Source organism: Bradyrhizobium sp. AC87j1 (assembly GCF_002936975.1).
Lineage (GTDB): Bacteria > Pseudomonadota > Alphaproteobacteria > Rhizobiales > Xanthobacteraceae > Bradyrhizobium > Bradyrhizobium shewense.
Genome location: NZ_PTFE01000028.1, coordinates 12,838 through 28,605 on the forward strand (window position 1 = coordinate 12,838; position 15,768 = coordinate 28,605).

General features: G+C 64.8%; 15 protein-coding genes. 12 read left to right on the forward strand and 3 right to left on the reverse strand.

Features of this window, described 5'->3' with window-relative positions:
- Positions 1-93: 93 nt before the first annotated feature.
- From CV770_RS16630 to CV770_RS16685, 12 genes are all read left to right on the forward strand, one after another.
- Positions 94-1,011, forward strand: a complete 918-nt coding sequence (locus CV770_RS16630; protein ID WP_201759889.1) for a carbohydrate ABC transporter permease — start codon at positions 94-96, stop codon at positions 1,009-1,011.
- Positions 1,004-1,939 (forward strand): carbohydrate ABC transporter permease, encoded by a 936-nt coding sequence (locus CV770_RS16635; protein ID WP_018319835.1) that lies wholly within the window; start codon positions 1,004-1,006, stop codon positions 1,937-1,939. Before CV770_RS16630 ends, CV770_RS16635 begins: the two co-directional genes overlap by 8 nt.
- A 67-nt stretch (positions 1,940-2,006) precedes the next feature.
- Positions 2,007-2,993, forward strand: a complete 987-nt coding sequence (gene denD / locus CV770_RS16640) for a D-erythronate dehydrogenase (RefSeq protein ID WP_104463072.1) — start codon at positions 2,007-2,009, stop codon at positions 2,991-2,993.
- 24 nt (positions 2,994-3,017) lie between these two features.
- On the forward strand, positions 3,018-3,992 hold the full coding sequence (locus tag CV770_RS16645) for a sugar kinase (protein ID WP_104463073.1): 975 nt from the start codon (positions 3,018-3,020) through the stop codon (positions 3,990-3,992).
- 13 nt (positions 3,993-4,005) lie between these two features.
- The gene (gene eda / locus CV770_RS16650) at positions 4,006-4,656 is read left to right on the forward strand and encodes a bifunctional 4-hydroxy-2-oxoglutarate aldolase/2-dehydro-3-deoxy-phosphogluconate aldolase (protein WP_092252610.1); all 651 of its coding nucleotides are present in this window, start codon (positions 4,006-4,008) and stop codon (positions 4,654-4,656) included.
- Positions 4,657-4,715: 59 nt separating this feature from the next.
- Positions 4,716-5,885, forward strand: coding sequence for an acetyl-CoA acetyltransferase (locus CV770_RS16655; RefSeq protein WP_104463109.1), 1,170 nt, complete (start codon positions 4,716-4,718; stop codon positions 5,883-5,885).
- Between the two features lie 123 nt (positions 5,886-6,008).
- Positions 6,009-6,215: a hypothetical protein gene (locus CV770_RS16660; RefSeq protein WP_028145154.1), complete on the forward strand. Its 207-nt coding sequence runs from the start codon at positions 6,009-6,011 to the stop codon at positions 6,213-6,215.
- Positions 6,216-6,342: 127 nt separating this feature from the next.
- Positions 6,343-7,542, forward strand: a complete 1,200-nt coding sequence (locus CV770_RS16665) for a CaiB/BaiF CoA transferase family protein (protein WP_104463110.1) — start codon at positions 6,343-6,345, stop codon at positions 7,540-7,542.
- An 11-nt stretch (positions 7,543-7,553) separates the two neighbouring features.
- Positions 7,554-8,690 carry a thiolase family protein gene (locus tag CV770_RS16670; RefSeq protein WP_104463074.1) on the forward strand — a complete coding sequence of 379 codons (1,137 nt, stop codon included), beginning with the start codon at positions 7,554-7,556 and terminating at the stop codon, positions 8,688-8,690.
- Positions 8,687-9,046 carry a Zn-ribbon domain-containing OB-fold protein gene (locus tag CV770_RS16675; protein ID WP_104463075.1) on the forward strand — a complete coding sequence of 120 codons (360 nt, stop codon included), beginning with the start codon at positions 8,687-8,689 and terminating at the stop codon, positions 9,044-9,046. Before CV770_RS16670 ends, CV770_RS16675 begins: the two co-directional genes overlap by 4 nt.
- Before the next feature lie 481 nt (positions 9,047-9,527).
- Positions 9,528-10,055, forward strand: a complete 528-nt coding sequence (locus tag CV770_RS16680; protein WP_104463076.1) for a carboxymuconolactone decarboxylase family protein — start codon at positions 9,528-9,530, stop codon at positions 10,053-10,055.
- A gap of 26 nt (positions 10,056-10,081) precedes the next feature.
- Positions 10,082-10,384 (forward strand): nucleoside triphosphate pyrophosphohydrolase family protein, encoded by a 303-nt coding sequence (locus CV770_RS16685; protein ID WP_165637169.1) that lies wholly within the window; start codon positions 10,082-10,084, stop codon positions 10,382-10,384.
- Positions 10,385-10,439: 55 nt separating this feature from the next.
- On the opposite strand, the gene glsA is transcribed toward CV770_RS16685, so the two are convergent.
- The 3 genes from glsA to CV770_RS16700 form a co-directional block, all read right to left on the reverse strand.
- A complete protein-coding gene (gene glsA / locus CV770_RS16690) occupies positions 10,440-12,287 on the reverse strand; it encodes a glutaminase A (RefSeq protein ID WP_104463077.1) in 1,848 nt (615 codons plus the stop codon).
- A 21-nt stretch (positions 12,288-12,308) separates the two neighbouring features.
- Positions 12,309-14,381, reverse strand: coding sequence for a TRAP transporter permease (locus CV770_RS16695; RefSeq protein ID WP_104463078.1), 2,073 nt, complete (start codon positions 14,379-14,381; stop codon positions 12,309-12,311).
- Between the two features lie 146 nt (positions 14,382-14,527).
- Positions 14,528-15,694, reverse strand: a complete 1,167-nt coding sequence (locus CV770_RS16700; RefSeq protein WP_091954356.1) for a TAXI family TRAP transporter solute-binding subunit — start codon at positions 15,692-15,694, stop codon at positions 14,528-14,530.
- Between the last annotated feature and the right edge of the window lie 74 nt (positions 15,695-15,768).

The window sequence follows — 15,768 nt, forward strand, 5'->3', positions numbered from 1 at the left end:
TGAGCGGGCGGCCATTCGGCCGCCCGCTCGTCAACATTTCGATCAGGGATATCGGGCATGGCTGATGTCGCAATTCCCCGGGCCAAGCCTCATATGAGCGAGGACAGCGCCTGGACCCAGCTCAAACACAATCGCAACTGGCTCGGCTTCTGGTTCATGGTGCCGGCCATGGCGTTCCTGATCTTTTTCCTGGCTTATCCGCTGGGCCTAGGCATCTGGTTGTCCTTCACCGATACCCGCATCGGCAGGGTCGGGCATTTCGTCGCCACCGAGAACTATGAGTGGCTGTGGGACGATTCCATCTTCTGGCTGTCGGTGTTCAACACGCTGCTCTACACCTTCGTCGCCAGCGCCCTCAAATTCGCGATCGGGCTTTATCTCGCGCTGCTGCTGAACGAGAACATGCCGTTCAAGGCGATGTTGCGCGCGATGGTCCTGATCCCCTTCATCGTGCCGACGGTGCTCTCGGCGCTGGCGTTCTGGTGGATCTTCGATTCGCAATTCTCCATCATCTCCTGGTCGCTGAGGCATCTCGGCATCATCAACCAAAACATCAACTTCCTCGGCGACACGACGTGGGCGCGGATTTGCGTGATCTTCGCCAATATCTGGCGCGGCGTGCCGTTCGTGGCGATCACGCTGCTGGCGGGCCTGCAGACGGTGTCGCCCTCGCTCTATGAAGCGGCAACGCTCGACGGCGCCACGCGCTGGCAGAATTTCCGCTTCATCACCTATCCGCTGCTGACGCCGATCATCGCCGTCGTGATGACCTTCTCGGTGCTGTTCACCTTCACCGACTTCCAGCTGATCTGGGCGATGACCCGCGGCGGCCCCGTCAACGCCACCCATCTGATGGCGACGCTGTCTTACCAGCGCGCGATCATCGCTGGGCAGCTCGGGGAGGGCGCGGCGATATCCAGTGCCATGATTCCGTTCCTGCTCGCTGCCATCATGGTGTCCTGGTTCGGCCTGCAGCGTCGCAAGTGGCAGCAGGGAGAGAACAATGACTGATCTTCCCACCAGGTCCGTTGATCTCAAGGCCGTGCTATCGGGATCTTCTCCGACGGTGGCGAAGGACGATCACAGCGAGGGCATGAGCTATCTGCAGTCGGTGCCGCGCCGGATGGTGACGCTGTACCTGCCGCTCGCGATCATCGTCATTGTTCTGCTGTTTCCGTTCTACTGGATGGCGCTGACCTCGGTGAAGCCGGACGAGCAATTGCTCGATCTCGACAGGTACAACCCGTTCTGGACCTGGAATCCGACCTTCAAGCATTTCCACAAGCTGCTGTTCGAGAGCTACTACCCGTACTGGCTCTGGAACACGATGTACGTGGCCGTCTGCGCGACGGTGCTTTCGATCATCGCGTCGGTGTTAGCTGCCTACGCCATCGTGCGCTTGCGCTACAAGGGCGCCAATCTCGTCGGCGGGCTGATCTTCCTCGCTTATCTGGTGCCGCCGTCGATCCTGTTCATCCCGCTCGCCACCGTCGTGTTCCAGTACGGGCTGTTCGACTCGCCGCTGGCGTTGATCCTGACCTATCCGACCATCCTGATCCCGTTCTCGACCTGGCTCTTGATGGGTTATTTCAAGACCATCCCGTTCGAGCTCGAGGAATGCGCGCTGATCGACGGGGCGAGCCGCTGGCAGATCCTGGTCAAGATCGTTCTGCCGCTCGCAATCCCCGGCCTGATCTCGGCCTTCATCTTCTGCTTCACGCTGTGCTGGAACGAGTTCATCTACGCGTTGACCTTCCTGCAGTCGACCAGCAACAAGACGGTGCCGGTCGCGATCGTCAACGAGTTCGTGGACGGTGACATCTACCGCTGGGGTTCGCTGATGGCCGGAGCCTTGGCCGGCTCGCTGCCGCTCGTCATCCTTTACGCCTTCTTCGTGGAGCATTATGTGTCCGCGATGACCGGCGCCGTGAAGGAATAGTCGCGGGGGCTGCCACGGGAGCGCGCCCGAGGCTGCGCGCTCCGGCCAATAAGAAGGAGTTAAGCTCTTGCACATTCTGGTTCTCGGCGCCGCCGGCATGGTCGGCCGCAAATTGTGCGAACGGCTGTTGCGTGACGGCCGGCTCGGCAAGAGCGACATCACCAAGCTGACCATGCATGACGTGGTCGAGCCGAAGAAGCCGGAGAAGGCTGGTTTCCCCGTCGAGACCGTGTCGGGCGATTTCGCCGTGCCGGGCGCGGCCGAAAAGCTGATCGCCGGCCGCCCGGACGTGATCTTCCATCTCGCCGCGATCGTCTCCGGCGAAGCCGAGCTCGATTTCGACAAGGGTTACCGCATCAATCTCGACGGCACGCGGATGCTGCTCGACGCTGTCAGGCTCGTCGGCGGCGGCTACAAGCCCCGCGTGGTCTTCACGTCCTCGATCGCGGTGTTCGGCGCGCCGTTCCCGGATGCGATCGGCGACGAGTTCTTCCACACCCCGCTGCTCAGCTACGGCACCCAGAAGGCGATCGGCGAACTCTTGCTCGCCGACTATTCGCGCCGCGGCTTCCTCGACGGCATCGGCATCCGCCTGCCGACCATCTGCATCCGGCCCGGCCTGCCCAACAAGGCGGCATCGGGCTTCTTCTCCAGTATCCTGCGCGAGCCGCTGGCCGGCAAGGACGTGATCCTCCCGGTGTCCGAGGACGTCCGACACTGGCACGCCACGCCGCGCTCGGCCGTCGGCTTCCTGCTCCATGCCGGCACCATGGACCTTGAAAAGGTCGGACCGCGCCGCAACCTGACCATGCCGGGACTTTCGGCAACGGTCGGCGAGCAGATCGCCGCCTTGAAGCGGGTTGCGGGCGAAAAGGTCGCGGCGCGTATCAAACGCGAGCCTGATCCCTTCATCGTCGGCATCGTCGGCGGCTGGCCGCGCAATTTCAATGCGAAGCGGTCGCTCGAGCTCGGCTTCACCACCGCCGAGGAGACCTTCGACGACATCATCCGCATTCACATCGAAGACGAGCTAGGCGGCAACTTCGTCGCATGATCTCTGACTGAGCGGGCCCTGGTGATGGCGAGCGTTGCTTGCATCGGCGAATGCATGGTTGAGCTCAGGCAGGCGCAAGGAAACGCGTCTGCCGGGCAAGGGCAGGGCGGCGGGCTATATTCGCGCGGCTTCGGCGGTGACACCCTCAACACCGCGGTCTATCTGGCGCGGCTCGAGGTCAAGGTCGATTATCTCACCGCGCTCGGCGATGACGGCCTCAGCGACGAGATGATCGCGGCCTGGAACGCGGAGAACGTCGGCACAAGGCGCGTCGTGCGGTTGGCCGGCAAGCTGCCTGGCCTCTACATGATCCAGCTGGATGCGAAGGGCGAGCGCCAGTTCTTCCACTGGCGCGACAGCGCGGCGGCGCGCCAGCTGATGAATCTGCCGGAGACCGATGAGCTGCTCAACTCGCTGATGAGCTACGACATCGTCTATCTCTCCGCGATCACGCTCTCGATCTACGATGCGCCCGGGCGCGAGCGGCTGTTCGCGGCGATCAATCGTGCGCGCCTGCTCGGCACCCGCTTCGTGTTCGACACCAATTTTCGCGCGCGGGGATGGCCGGACCGCGATGTCGCGCGCGAGGTGTTTGCGGCTGCTTTCGCCGCCGCCGACATCGTGCTGACCTCCACCGAGGATCTGCTCGCGCTCTATCCCGGGGAGAGCAACGACCAGCTGATGGCGCGCATCCCGACGCCCGAGCTGGTGTTCCGGCTCGCCGAGCCCGTCAGCCTGCTGCGTTTCCCCGGGGCTACCCATGAGGTCCGGGCCGAACCGATGACCAAGCCCGTCGTCGACACCACGGCGGCCGGCGACAGCTTTGCCGCGGCCTATATCGCGGCCCGGCTCGCCGGTTCCGATCCGGTCGAGGCCGCCCAGGCCGGGCATCGCCTCGCCAGCCTCGTGATCTGCTATTCCGGCGCCATTATTCCGGGTTATGCCATGCCGCCGATGAAACGACACCGGCCGGCGACCTCTCGCCAGGCGACCAAGTAAAGATCGAGACCCTATGACCACGACTGCCCAACAGAACCACCTCGCCGCGCTGTTCAAGGCGGCGACCGTCATTCCCGTCCTCACCATCGAGCGTATCCAGGATGCCGTGCCGCTGGCGCGCGCGCTGGTTGCCGGCGGCGTCCGCACGCTGGAGGTGACCATGCGCACCCCGGTTGCGATCGAGGCGGCGAGGGCGATGATGGCCGAAGTCCCGGAGGCGGTCGTCGGCATCGGCACGATCCTCAATCCGGCCGACTTCACCCGTGTCGAGAAGCTCGGCGTCGCCTTCGGCATCAGCCCCGGCCTGACCCCCGATCTCCTCAAGGCCGCCGCCCACAGCTCCCTGCCGTTCGCGCCGGGCATCGCCACGGCGTCCGAGCTGATGCTGGCGCTGTCGCACGGCCTCGACGTCGCAAAATTCTTCCCGGCCGAACAGGCCGGCGGCATCAAGGGCCTGCGTTCGCTCGGCGGTCCGTTCCCGAACGTGCGGTTCTGCCCGACCGGCGGCATCGGTGAGGCCAACGCGGCGAGCTGGCTCGCCGAGCCCAATGTGGTCGCGGTCGGCGGTTCCTGGCTGTGCCCGACGGCCGAGATCAGGGCCGGGAACTGGGCCGGCATAACTGCCATCTGCCAGCGCACCCTCAAGGCCCTGAAACCCGCGTGAAGTCTTGCCATCCCTGCGCTAAGACTTAGCTCAGGAAGAGACCCCAGGGAGACATGACCATGACCGCCAGCATCGTCGGATGGGCGCATACGCCGTTCGGCAAGTTCGACACCGAAACCGTCGAAAGCCTCGTCACCCGCGTCGCCAATGAGGCGGTGGCCGATGCCGGGATTTCGGCCGGCGATGTCGACGAGATCGTGCTCGGCCATTTCAACGCCGGCTTCTCGGCGCAGGATTTTACCGCCTCGCTGGTGCTCCAGGCCGACCCGAAGCTGCGCTTCAAGCCGGCCACCCGGGTCGAGAACGCCTGCGCCACCGGTTCTGCCGCCGTGCACCAGGGCCTGCGCGCGATCGCCGCAGGCGCCGCCAAGATCGTCCTGGTCGTCGGCGTCGAGCAGATGACGCGTACCCCGGGCGCCGAGATCGGCAAGAACCTGCTGAAGGCGTCCTACCTGCCCGAGGACGGCGACACCGTCGGCGGCTTCGCCGGTGTGTTCGGCAAGATCGCCAGCTCGTATTTCCAGAAATACGGCGACCAGTCCGACGCTCTGGCGCTGATCGCGGCCAAGAACCACAAGAACGGCGTCGCCAATCCCTTCGCCCAGATGCGTAAGGATTTCGGTTTCGACTTCTGCCGCGCCGAGAGCGAGAAGAACCCCTACGTCGCCGGCCCCCTGAAGCGCACCGATTGCTCGCTGGTCTCCGACGGCGCCGCCGCGCTGGTGCTGGCCGACGCCGAGACCGCCAAGGGCATGACCAAGTCGATCGGCTTCCGCGCCACCGCGCACGCCCAGGACTTCCTGCCGATGTCCAAGCGCGACATCCTCCAGTTCGAGGGCTGCACCGTTGCCTGGCAGCGCGCGCTGGAAAAGGCCGGGGTGACGCTGTCCGATCTCTCCTTCGTCGAGACCCATGACTGCTTCACGGTGGCCGAGCTGATCGAATACGAAGCGATGGGCCTGACGCCGAGGGGCCAGGGCGCCCGCGCCATCAAGGAAGGGTGGACGCTCAAGGACGGCAAGCTGCCGGTCAATCCGTCCGGCGGCCTGAAGGCCAAGGGCCATCCGATCGGCGCCACCGGCGTCTCCATGCACGTGATGACCGCTATGCAGCTCGCAGGCCAGGCGCCCGAGGGCATGCAGCTCAAGAACGCCAAGCTCGGCGGCATCTTCAACATGGGCGGCGCTGCTGTCGCCAATTACGTCTCGGTGCTGGAGCCGCTGAAGTAGGCTCTCGTATGGTGGGCAAAGGCGCGAAGGCGCCGTGCCCACCATCTTCCTTGCGTTAGATCATGGTGGGCCCGCTTCGCTTGGCCCACCCTATGGCTCCTGATTGATTGGCGGAAAAGCATCATGAGCACTGACTACGAAGACTCGCTGTCGATGGACGCACTCAACGGTCGGATTGCGATCCTCGAGGACAATATAAGGCAGCTCATCGAGCAGGCCGCGGCCGCCTCAGGCGAGCAGAACGAGTCGCGCATCGCCGACCGGATCAGCCAGCAGAACGAAGAGCTCGACCGGCTCCTCAAGATCCGCGAATCCCGCCAGAAGAAATAGCGGCCGGTATCACCGCGCGGCGCATGCGGCCATACGCCGGCCGCCCTTGTGCGCGCGGCCCCGCTGCCTTTAGCTGGACCGAAATCGCGGGGCCGCGCCTTGGCCCCCGCGCAATCGGGAGCGAATGATGGGGCCGCTGAAGGGCATCAAGGTCATCGACATGACCACCGTGCTGATGGGGCCTTATGCGACCCAGATGCTCGGCGATTACGGCGCCGACGTCATCAAGGTGGAATCGCTGGACGGTGACGTCACCCGCCTGATCGGCCCGATGCGCCACGCCGGCATGGGGCCGGTGTTTCTCAACACCAACCGCAGCAAGCGCTCGATCTGCCTCGATCTCAAGAAGCCCGCCGGCCGCGAGGCCGTGCTGCGGCTTCTGAAGGACGCCGACGTATTGGTTTACAACGTCCGCCCGCAGGCGATGGCGCGGCTTCAGCTCGGCTACGACGTCGTCTCGAAAATCAATCCGCGCCTCGTCTATGCCGGCGTGTTCGGCTTTGGCCAGGATGGCCCGTATGCCGCAAAGCCCGCCTATGACGATCTGATCCAGGGCGCCACCGCGCTGCCGGCGCTGATGGCGCAGACCGGCGACGGTGTGCCGCGCTACGTGCCGAACGCGCTGGTCGACCGCATCGTTGGCCTCACCGCCGTCGGCGCGATCTGCGCCAGCCTCGTGCACCGCGACCGCACCGGCCGCGGCCAGCGGGTCGACATCCCGATGTTCGAGACCATGGCCGGCTTCGTCATGGGCGATCACATGGGCGGGCTCACCTATGAGCCGCCGCTCGACAAGGGCGGCTATGCCCGCCACCTCTCGCGCGACCGCAGGCCCTATAAGACCTCGGACGGCTATCTCAGCGTCATCGTCTACAACGACAAGCAGTGGGAAAACTTCTTCATGGCGACGGCGCGCGATGATTTGCGCGCCGATCCCAGATTTGCGACTTTCGCGGGGCGCGCCGCCAATATCGACGTCGTCTATGCCGAGCTCGCGCGCATCTTCGAGACGCGCCCCACCGCCGAATGGATCGACCTGCTCACCAAGGCCGACGTCCCGGTCATGCCGATGCACGACCTCGCCTCGATCCTGCACGACGAGCATCTGGAGGCGACGAATTTCTTCCCGGTCGTGGACCATCCGACCGAGGGTCCGATCCGCAGCATGAAGGTGACGGCGACCTGGTCCGAGACGGAGGCCGAGCCGGTGCAGCTGGCACCGCGTCTCAACGAGCACGGCGCAGAGATTCTTCGCGCGATCGGATACTCCGCCGACGAGATCGCCGCCATGGTGCGCGACGGCGTCACGCGCTCGCCGCCGGAGTAGGGAGAGGCACCATGAGCTTCATCACCGGCGTCGGCCTCACGCCTTTCGGCAAGCATGAAGGCTCGTCCTCGCTCGACCTGATGAGCCAGGCGGCGCAAGCCGCGCTCGACGATGCCGGGCTGAAGCGCTCGGACATCGACGGCATTCTTTGCGGCTATTCCACCGTCTCGCCGCACATCATGCTGGCGACCGTGTTCGCAGAGCACTTTGGAATCCGCCCGAGTTATGCTCACGCCGTGCAGGTCGGCGGCGCCACGGGGCTGGCGATGACGATGCTGGCGCATCACCTCGTCACCTCGGGCGTCGCGCGCAATGTGCTCGTCGTCGCCGGCGAGAACCGCCTCACCGGGCAGAGCCGTGATGCCTCGATCCAGGCGCTGGCGCAGGTCGGCCATCCCGACTACGAGGTGCCGCTGGGGCCGACGATCCCCGCCTATTACGGCCTCGTCGCCAACAGGTACATGCACGAATATGGCGTGACGGAAGAGGATCTCGCCGAATTCGCCGTGCTGATGCGCGCGCACGCCTGCACCCATCCCGGCGCGCAATTCCACGACCCGATCACTGTTGCCGATGTCATGGCCTCGAAGCCGGTGGCGATGCCGCTCAAGCTGCTCGACTGCTGCCCAGTGTCCGACGGCGGTGCGGCCTTCATCGTCAGCCGCGAGCGGACCGGAGAGGCGGGCGTGCGAATCCGCGGCTGCGCGCAAGCGCATACCCATCAGCATGTCACGGCCGCGCCCGCGCTCAGTGAGCTCGGCGCCGAGATCTCCATCGCCCGCGCCAAGAAGGCCACGGGCCTTGCGATCTCCGACGTGCGCTACGCCGCAATCTACGACAGTTTTACCATCACGCTCGCGATGCTGCTGGAAGACCTCGGCCTTGCCGGCCGCGGTGAGGCCGCAAGCCGCGTGCGATCGGGCCATTTCAGCCGCGACGGCGCGATGCCGCTCAACACCCATGGCGGCCTGCTCAGCTATGGCCATTGCGGCGTCGGCGGCGCGATGGCGCATCTGGTCGAGGCGCATTTGCAGATGACGGGGCGGGCGGCTAGCCGCCAGGTGCGCGACGCCTCGATCGCGTTGCTGCACGGCGACGGCGGTGTGCTGTCGTCGCATGTGAGCATGTTCCTGGAGCGGGTGCGATGAGCGGGCGTCTGGCGGACTGGACCAAGGGCGAAGCGGCCATCACCTACCAGACCTGCAACTCATGCGGGCACGTGCAGTATTTCCACCGCGCCTTCTGCGCGGCTTGTGGCGAATCGGATCCGCGCGAGCAGCGCTCCAGCGGCAAAGGCAGGGTCTACGCCACCTCGCTGGTCTGTCGCGCCGCCACGCCCGAGACGCGCGCACACGTGCCCTACAACATCCTGCTGGTCGATTGCGCCGAGGGATTTCGCATGATGGCGCATGGCGACAACGGACTCGCCATCGGCGATTCGGTCGTCGTAAGCTTCAAGCCGTTTGCCGGGAAGCTCGTGCCGTTCTTCACGAAGGACACGTAACGGGATTCGTCATTCGGGGGCGGTCATGGGACCGAGCCTGGAACGGGTATTCTGGGCTTGGCCTGTGCGAGGGCCACCCCGGAATGACGAAAACTCTAGAACTCCAACTAACGCCCGTAGAACAAGATGCTGGCGATGACGAGCATCGCCGTCACCGCCAGCATATGCGCGAGCGCTCCCGAGGCCGCCCCCTTGGTGGCTTCCTTCATGCCTTTTTCTCCCTAGACTTGGGCGTGACTCATCGTTGTGCGGCTAGCGCACCCAATGGCCAATTGTTTTACTCGGAACACCCCATTTGCGAGTACTCACCGTGATTTGTCCCCACGCGGCGAATATCGACTGTGTCAGGGTCGATCAGCAATGCGGCGGCAATTTGACTCGATAATGTTGCTCCTGCGTCCTCGCGCGAATAGAGTCTTCGGGAACTTGCGCCGACGACGACAAAAAGCATCAAAAAGTCAGGGAAAACTTCAGGAAAATCATGGCCCGCATCAACTACAGCGACCCGTCCAAGGCATCCGACCGCACCCGCGAAATTCTCGACAAGAACCGCAACGCCAACATCTTCCGCATGATGGCGCACTCGCCAAGCTATTTCGAGCAGTACTGCCGCTTGGGGGGCGCCATCCGTCACAAGGGCGAGCTCGATCCGGTCGTGCGCGAGCTTGCGATCACCCGCACCGGGATCTTGTGCGAGGCCCCGTACGAGATCGTCGCGCACAAGCGGATCGGCAAGAATGTCGGCGTCACCGACCCGCAGAACGAGGCGCTCGAAAACTGGCAGGCGGCAACGTGCTTCAACGAGGTGCAGCGCGCCGCGCTCGCCTTCACCGACGAGATCGTGAAGCTCAAGAAGCCGACAGATGCGACCTTCAAGGCGATCGCAGCGAAGCTGACGCCGGCTGCGCTGGTCGAACTGCAGCTCTCGGTCGGCTTCTACATCATGACGTCAAAATTCCTGGAGACGTTCGAGATCGATCTCCAGCCCGTTACCGAAGTGGTGGGCTGATCGAAGCACCGCGGCGAGGGATGCCAATGACGATCGATGAATATGCGGCCTGGGCCGCGAGCGTTGCGAAAGTCGATGAACATCCGTCCAACGAGCGGCTGTCCTATCTCGGTCTCGGCCTCGCGGGCGAGGCCGGCGAGGTGGCCGAGCACATCAAGAAGCTGTTGCGCGATGACTGGCTCGACAAGGCTGGCCTCGTCGATGAGCTCGGCGACGTCATCTATTACTGGGCCTGCCTCTGCGCGACGACCGGCCAGAAACCGTCCGAGCTACTCGAAAAGAGTGCGGCGAAGATCAAGCGGCGGCTGGGCGAGGCGGCCAGCCGGTAGACCGGATACGATCCGCGAGCGCCCTCCCTACGGGAGAGGCGAAGAACGCCGCCGCTCACGTCGATGTCAAAATATCCACCTTCGCGTTCGCCACGATCAGGCGGTCGGCGAGCAGCTGGGCGAGGTTGCGCATGATGCGCTCGCTGGCGTGCGGGTGCTGCTGGCGGAAGCGTTCGAATTCCTGCAGCGGAGCCTCATAGGCGGTCGCCGCCATGTCGGCGAAGACGTCGGCCGAGCGCGTGGACTCGAGCAGCGCCATCTCGCCGAACGCCATGCCCGCGGTCAGCGTCGCGAGCCGCACGCCGTCAGGCAGCGTGACGTGCACGGCGCCGCTGCGCAGGAAGAACAGGGAATCGGCGCGATCGCCCGTGGTGAGAATCTTCGCGCCGGATTGATAGGTGCGGATGGTGCAGATCGAGGCGAGATCCGCCAGCTCGTCCTCGCCGAGGCCCTCGAGCAGCGGCTGCTCGGCAAGCTCGGTGGTCTCGTGGAAGTCGATCGAGCCGCCGTAGCGGTAGACGATCTGGTCTTCGGCCCATTCGATCGCGGTGTCGAGCAGGTAGAAGTCGCGAACATTCTTCAGCTCGGCCGTCCATTCCCGCAACGTGTCCCACTCCTTCGATGCGCGCCTGACGCCGGACAGCACGACGGTCACGTTCAGCGCCGCGAGCTGCTCGAACGCTTCGGCGACGAGCCGCGCCCCGGCGCGCGTGGTGGAGGTGACGCGGTGCAGATCGAAGATCACGAATTGCGGACGGGGCCGCCCCGCGAGCCGCCGGGAGACGTAGTCGACCGCGGACAGCGACAGCGTGCCGACCAGCTCGATGATCCGCACCTCTTGCTCATGCGCGGCGAGAATCTCCCGCTCCTGCGGCCGGCGCACGCGGCGTGACGGGCTCTTGCCGATGTCGTAGTCGGCGATGACGGCGTTGCGGGCGTCGTCGCTGCGGTTGAGCATGTGCAGGTCGTAATGCGAAGACAGCGCCTCGCAGACCTTGATGCCGCGCACGCTGTTGCCGTGCTTGTCGAGCTTCGGCGAATAGCTGCCGAGCCCGAGGCGGGCGGGGAGGGCGGCAAGGATGCCGCCGCCGACGCCGCTCTTGGCGGGAATGCCGATCCGGTAGATCCATTCGCCGGCATAGTCGTACATGCCCGAGGACGTCATCACCGACAGCGTGCGCGAGATCGCGTAAGGCGTCAGCACCTGCTCGCCCGTGACGGGATTGACGCCGCGGTTGGCGAGGGTCGCCGCCATCACCGCGATGTCGCGCGCGGTGACCAGCACGGCGCATTGCCGGAAATAGACGTCGAGGACGCCTGCGACATTGTCGGAGATCACGGCGTTGGTCTTGAGCAGATAACCGATCGCGCGGTTGCGGTCGCCGGTCTGGCTCTCCGAGCCGTAGACGGCCTCGTCCACGGCGAGATCGCGGCCTGCGAAGCGGCTCAGCGCGAGGCGAATCTGCTCGAAGGCATCTGCGCCCTTGCTGTCGTAAATCAGCCCGGTGCAGGCGATCGCGCCGGCATTGACCATCGGGTTGAACGGGTGGTTCTCGGAATTGAGCCGGATCGAGTTGAAGGGATCGCCTGATGGTTCGACGCCGATCGCGCTCTCGACCCGGCCTGCGCCCAGAAGGTCCAGCGCCAGCGCGAACACGAACGGCTTTGACATCGACTGGATGGTGAAGGGCACCCTGGAGTCGCCGACTTCGTAGACGTGGCCATCCAGTGTCGCGAGGCTGATGCCAAAATAGGCAGGATCAGCCTTGCTCAGTTCGGGGATGTAGTCTGCGACGCTGCCTGACGTTTCGGCGGAGAATTCGTTGAGGCAATTATCCAGAAACCGCAGCAAGGGCGGCTTCGAGCGGGTCCAGGCGGCGGTGAGAGGCGAGAGCGGGGTCATCGCCTCTCTTGTGCAACGCAATCAGGGCACGCGCAACCCGTTCGGAACCACGGCCTGGCGCCGGACCAGCAGCAGGGCGAGCAGAACCGTGGGCGCGAGGATCGCAAGGCCCAGCAGCGTCACCTGCATCTGCGACAGCGGCATGATCCCGCCACCCGGTGTCGCCACCACGAAGCCGCCGATCACCAGCAGCACGCGGATCGGCCATTCCAGCCCGCCTGCGCGGCGGAGGTCGCCGACGAAGGGCTGGTAGCCCTGGATGCCGCCGCAGATGAACAGCGTGCCGAACGCGGCAAGTCCCATCAGGCCGAGACCGGCGAGATACGGGCTCGGCCCTTGCAGCACCAGCGCCGGATTGAGCACGAAGAAGAACGGGATGAAATAGATGATGCTGCCGACCCACATCGATTCCCAGCCCGTCTTCATCGCCGGCGAGCCGGCAATGCCTGCGGCCGCGAAGGAGGCGATCGCGACCGGCGGGGTGATCGACGACAGCATGCCCCAATAGAAGATGAACATGTGCACGGCCATCTTGTTCAGCCCGAGCTTCTCCAGCGCGGGCGCGACCAGGATGGCGAGGAAGATGTAGCAGGCCGTCGTCGTCAGCCCGAGGCCGAGGATCAGGCTGGTGAGGGCGCACATGCCGAGCAGCAGGAAGGGATTGTCGCCGGCAATATGCAGGAGATCGTTGGCAAGGCTCGACACCACACCGGTCATCGAGAACGCGCCGATCAGAAGACCGCAGCCGGCGAGGATGCCGACGAGCTCGACGAAGGTGCGGCCGTTGACCTCGAGGAATTTGCCGATCGTCGCAAGGGTCCAGCGCGTGTCCTTGGAGAAGAACTGGTTGAGCACCAGCAGCAGCGCGGTCGCGTAGAACGGCGCATGGCTTTCGCGCTTGAAGTAGAGCAGCATCACGATCAGCAGGGCGATGACGAGGACGTAGTACCAGCCGTCCTTGATCGTATCCATGATCCGCGGCAGCTCGGCGCGCGGAATCCCCTTCAGCCCATGGCGCGCGGCGTAGGAATCGACCTGCATGAACAGGCCGACATAATAGAGCGCGGCCGGGATGATCGCGGCGACCGCGACCTCGGCGTAGCTGACATTGAGGAACTGCGCGATCACGAAGGCGGTCGCACCCATCACCGGCGGCGCCAGCACCGCGCCGGTCGAGGCGCAGGCCTCGATCGCGCCGGCATAGGAGGCGCGAAAGCCGCTCTTCTTCATCACGGGGATGGTCATGGTGCCGGCGGTCAGCACGTTGGAGATGATCGAGCCTGACATCATGCCGAGCAGGCCGCTCGCGAAGATGCAGACCTTGGCCGCGCCGCCGCGGAACGTGCCGCACATCGCGAAAGAGAGGTTGATGAAGAATTTGCCGGCGCCGGTCATCATCAGCGCGGTGCCGAACACGAGGAAGCCGATCACGGTGTCGGCGAAGGCCTGGATCGGAATGCCGAGCAGGCTCTCGCCCGACAGCACGTGATAGGCGGTCGCCTGCTCCAGCGTCGATTGCGTGCCGCGGAACGGGCCGAGCCAGCTGGATTCGGCGAACAGCGGGTAGACCGTGAAGGGGAGCACGCTCAACAGCAGGCTCCAGCCGCCGGTGCGGCGCAGCGCCTCCATCAGCATCGCCCACATCACGAGCCCCGCGGCGATCACGTTGTTCGGCGCGCCGCCGAACTCCCAGCCGGCCTCCGCCGCCTTGCGCACGTTCGACATCAGCAGCAGCGCTGCGGCGAAAGTCGCGGCGAACAAGACGAGGTCGTACCAGGGAATCCGGTCGAGCGGGGCGCGCTCGGTGCCCGGAAAGATCAGGAAGGTGAAGGGCAGCATCAACGCGATCAGGAGATAGAAATACTCCGTGTTGAGCTGGGTGTAGCCGATGAAGAAGCGCAGCGAAAATTGCTGGTTGATGCAGAGCAGGATCGTGGCCGCGGTCGCTGCGACCAGCGTCCAGCGCCAGGCGCCGCGCAAGGTGCGCACGCGCGTGACTTCGGCCTCCTGCATGTTGCCGGCCGCGCCATGGGGATCGTCGAACACGACCCGCTTGGTCTCGTCTTGCGGGGCAGTGGAGGTGGAAGAAGACATAAGCGATCCCGCGTGCGCTGGCAACTAACTAAGCGAATGGCCGTTGGTTGAATCGATCAAGCCGCGGGCTCCTCAACCTCTCCCGCTTGCGGGAGAGGTCGACGCACTTCTCGCGCGGCGGCCATCAAGCCCAACAACATCACACTCTAATCCTCGAACCCGTTCGGCATGTCGGCTTTCGCAAGCGCTGTTGCGCGGGCCTTCATCCAGCCGTCGAGAAATGCCTTGTCGTCCGACGGCGGGTTGGACTTGCCGTAATCGGCCCACGCGGCTGCCAGCACCTCCTGCCGCTTGATCAGCTTGTTGTTGTGCGCCTCCTGCGCATCGCTCCATTGCCCGGCTTCCTTCAGCGCCTTCACCGAGCCGGGATGCACCGGCACCACCCAGTTCTTGGTCTGGCGGTCGGCCGCGAGGCCACCTGCACCGGGCGCCGAATCCTTGTAGGCGTCGTAATTTGTGATCATCGCCTTGGTGATCGCATAGACCTGGTCTGCCGGCTGCGAGGCATAGGCGACGAAGATCGGGTATGGGTAGTTGCCGAGCTCGACCGGCTTGTCCGGCGAGATGCCGGCCCCGCAGGTCGCAGTCTGCGGGAAGAAGAACGATCCAACCTTCTGCATTCGCGCCCAGCCTTCCTTGTCCTTGGCGGGCAGCGGCGGCCAGATCAGGCCGCGCGGCGAGGTCTCGGCTTCCTTGGCGGGGCCGGTGATGGTGGTGCCGAAAGCGGCATCGACGTCGTTGTTGATCAGGCCTTTCCACATCGCGCCGTAGCTTGCGAATTCGACGGCCTTGACGTCCTTCTGCGTCAGCCCGGCGAAGGCGAGCACGGCGAGCGAGTTCTGGTTCAGCGCGGGTGAGCCGACCACGAAGCCGACACGCTTGCCCTTGAGGTCCTTCAGCTCCTTCACACCGGTGTCGGCGGCGACGCCGAGCGATCCGCAATTGCAGTCGACGCTCGAGAGCAGGATCTGAAGCGGCTGCGGGCCCCATTCCTTCGCGCCGAACTCGAACATGCCTTCCTGCGCGAAGTAGGTGCCGGATCCCATCGCCGAAGATGCCGCGCGCTTGGCGCGCAGCGGCGCGAGACGGGCAACGTCGTTGCCTGCGGGCAGCACGCGCACATCGGTGCCGTATTTGTCCTTCATCATCTTGCCGACGCCGACCGCGATGTTGAAGCCGGCGGTTCCGGTGTCATAGGCGGTGAACGTCAACGTCGCCGGCAGCTTGATGTCTTCGGCGAACGAGTAGCGTGTAGACGCAAAAGAGATGCCCGCCACCAAGGCAGGCGCGAGCACGAGCAGCCCACGAAGCATGTTTCCCTCCAATGATCTTTCGCGTTTGCCGCGAAGATTTTCGTTCTTTGTTTGAAACAGAGTTTTGTTTGCGA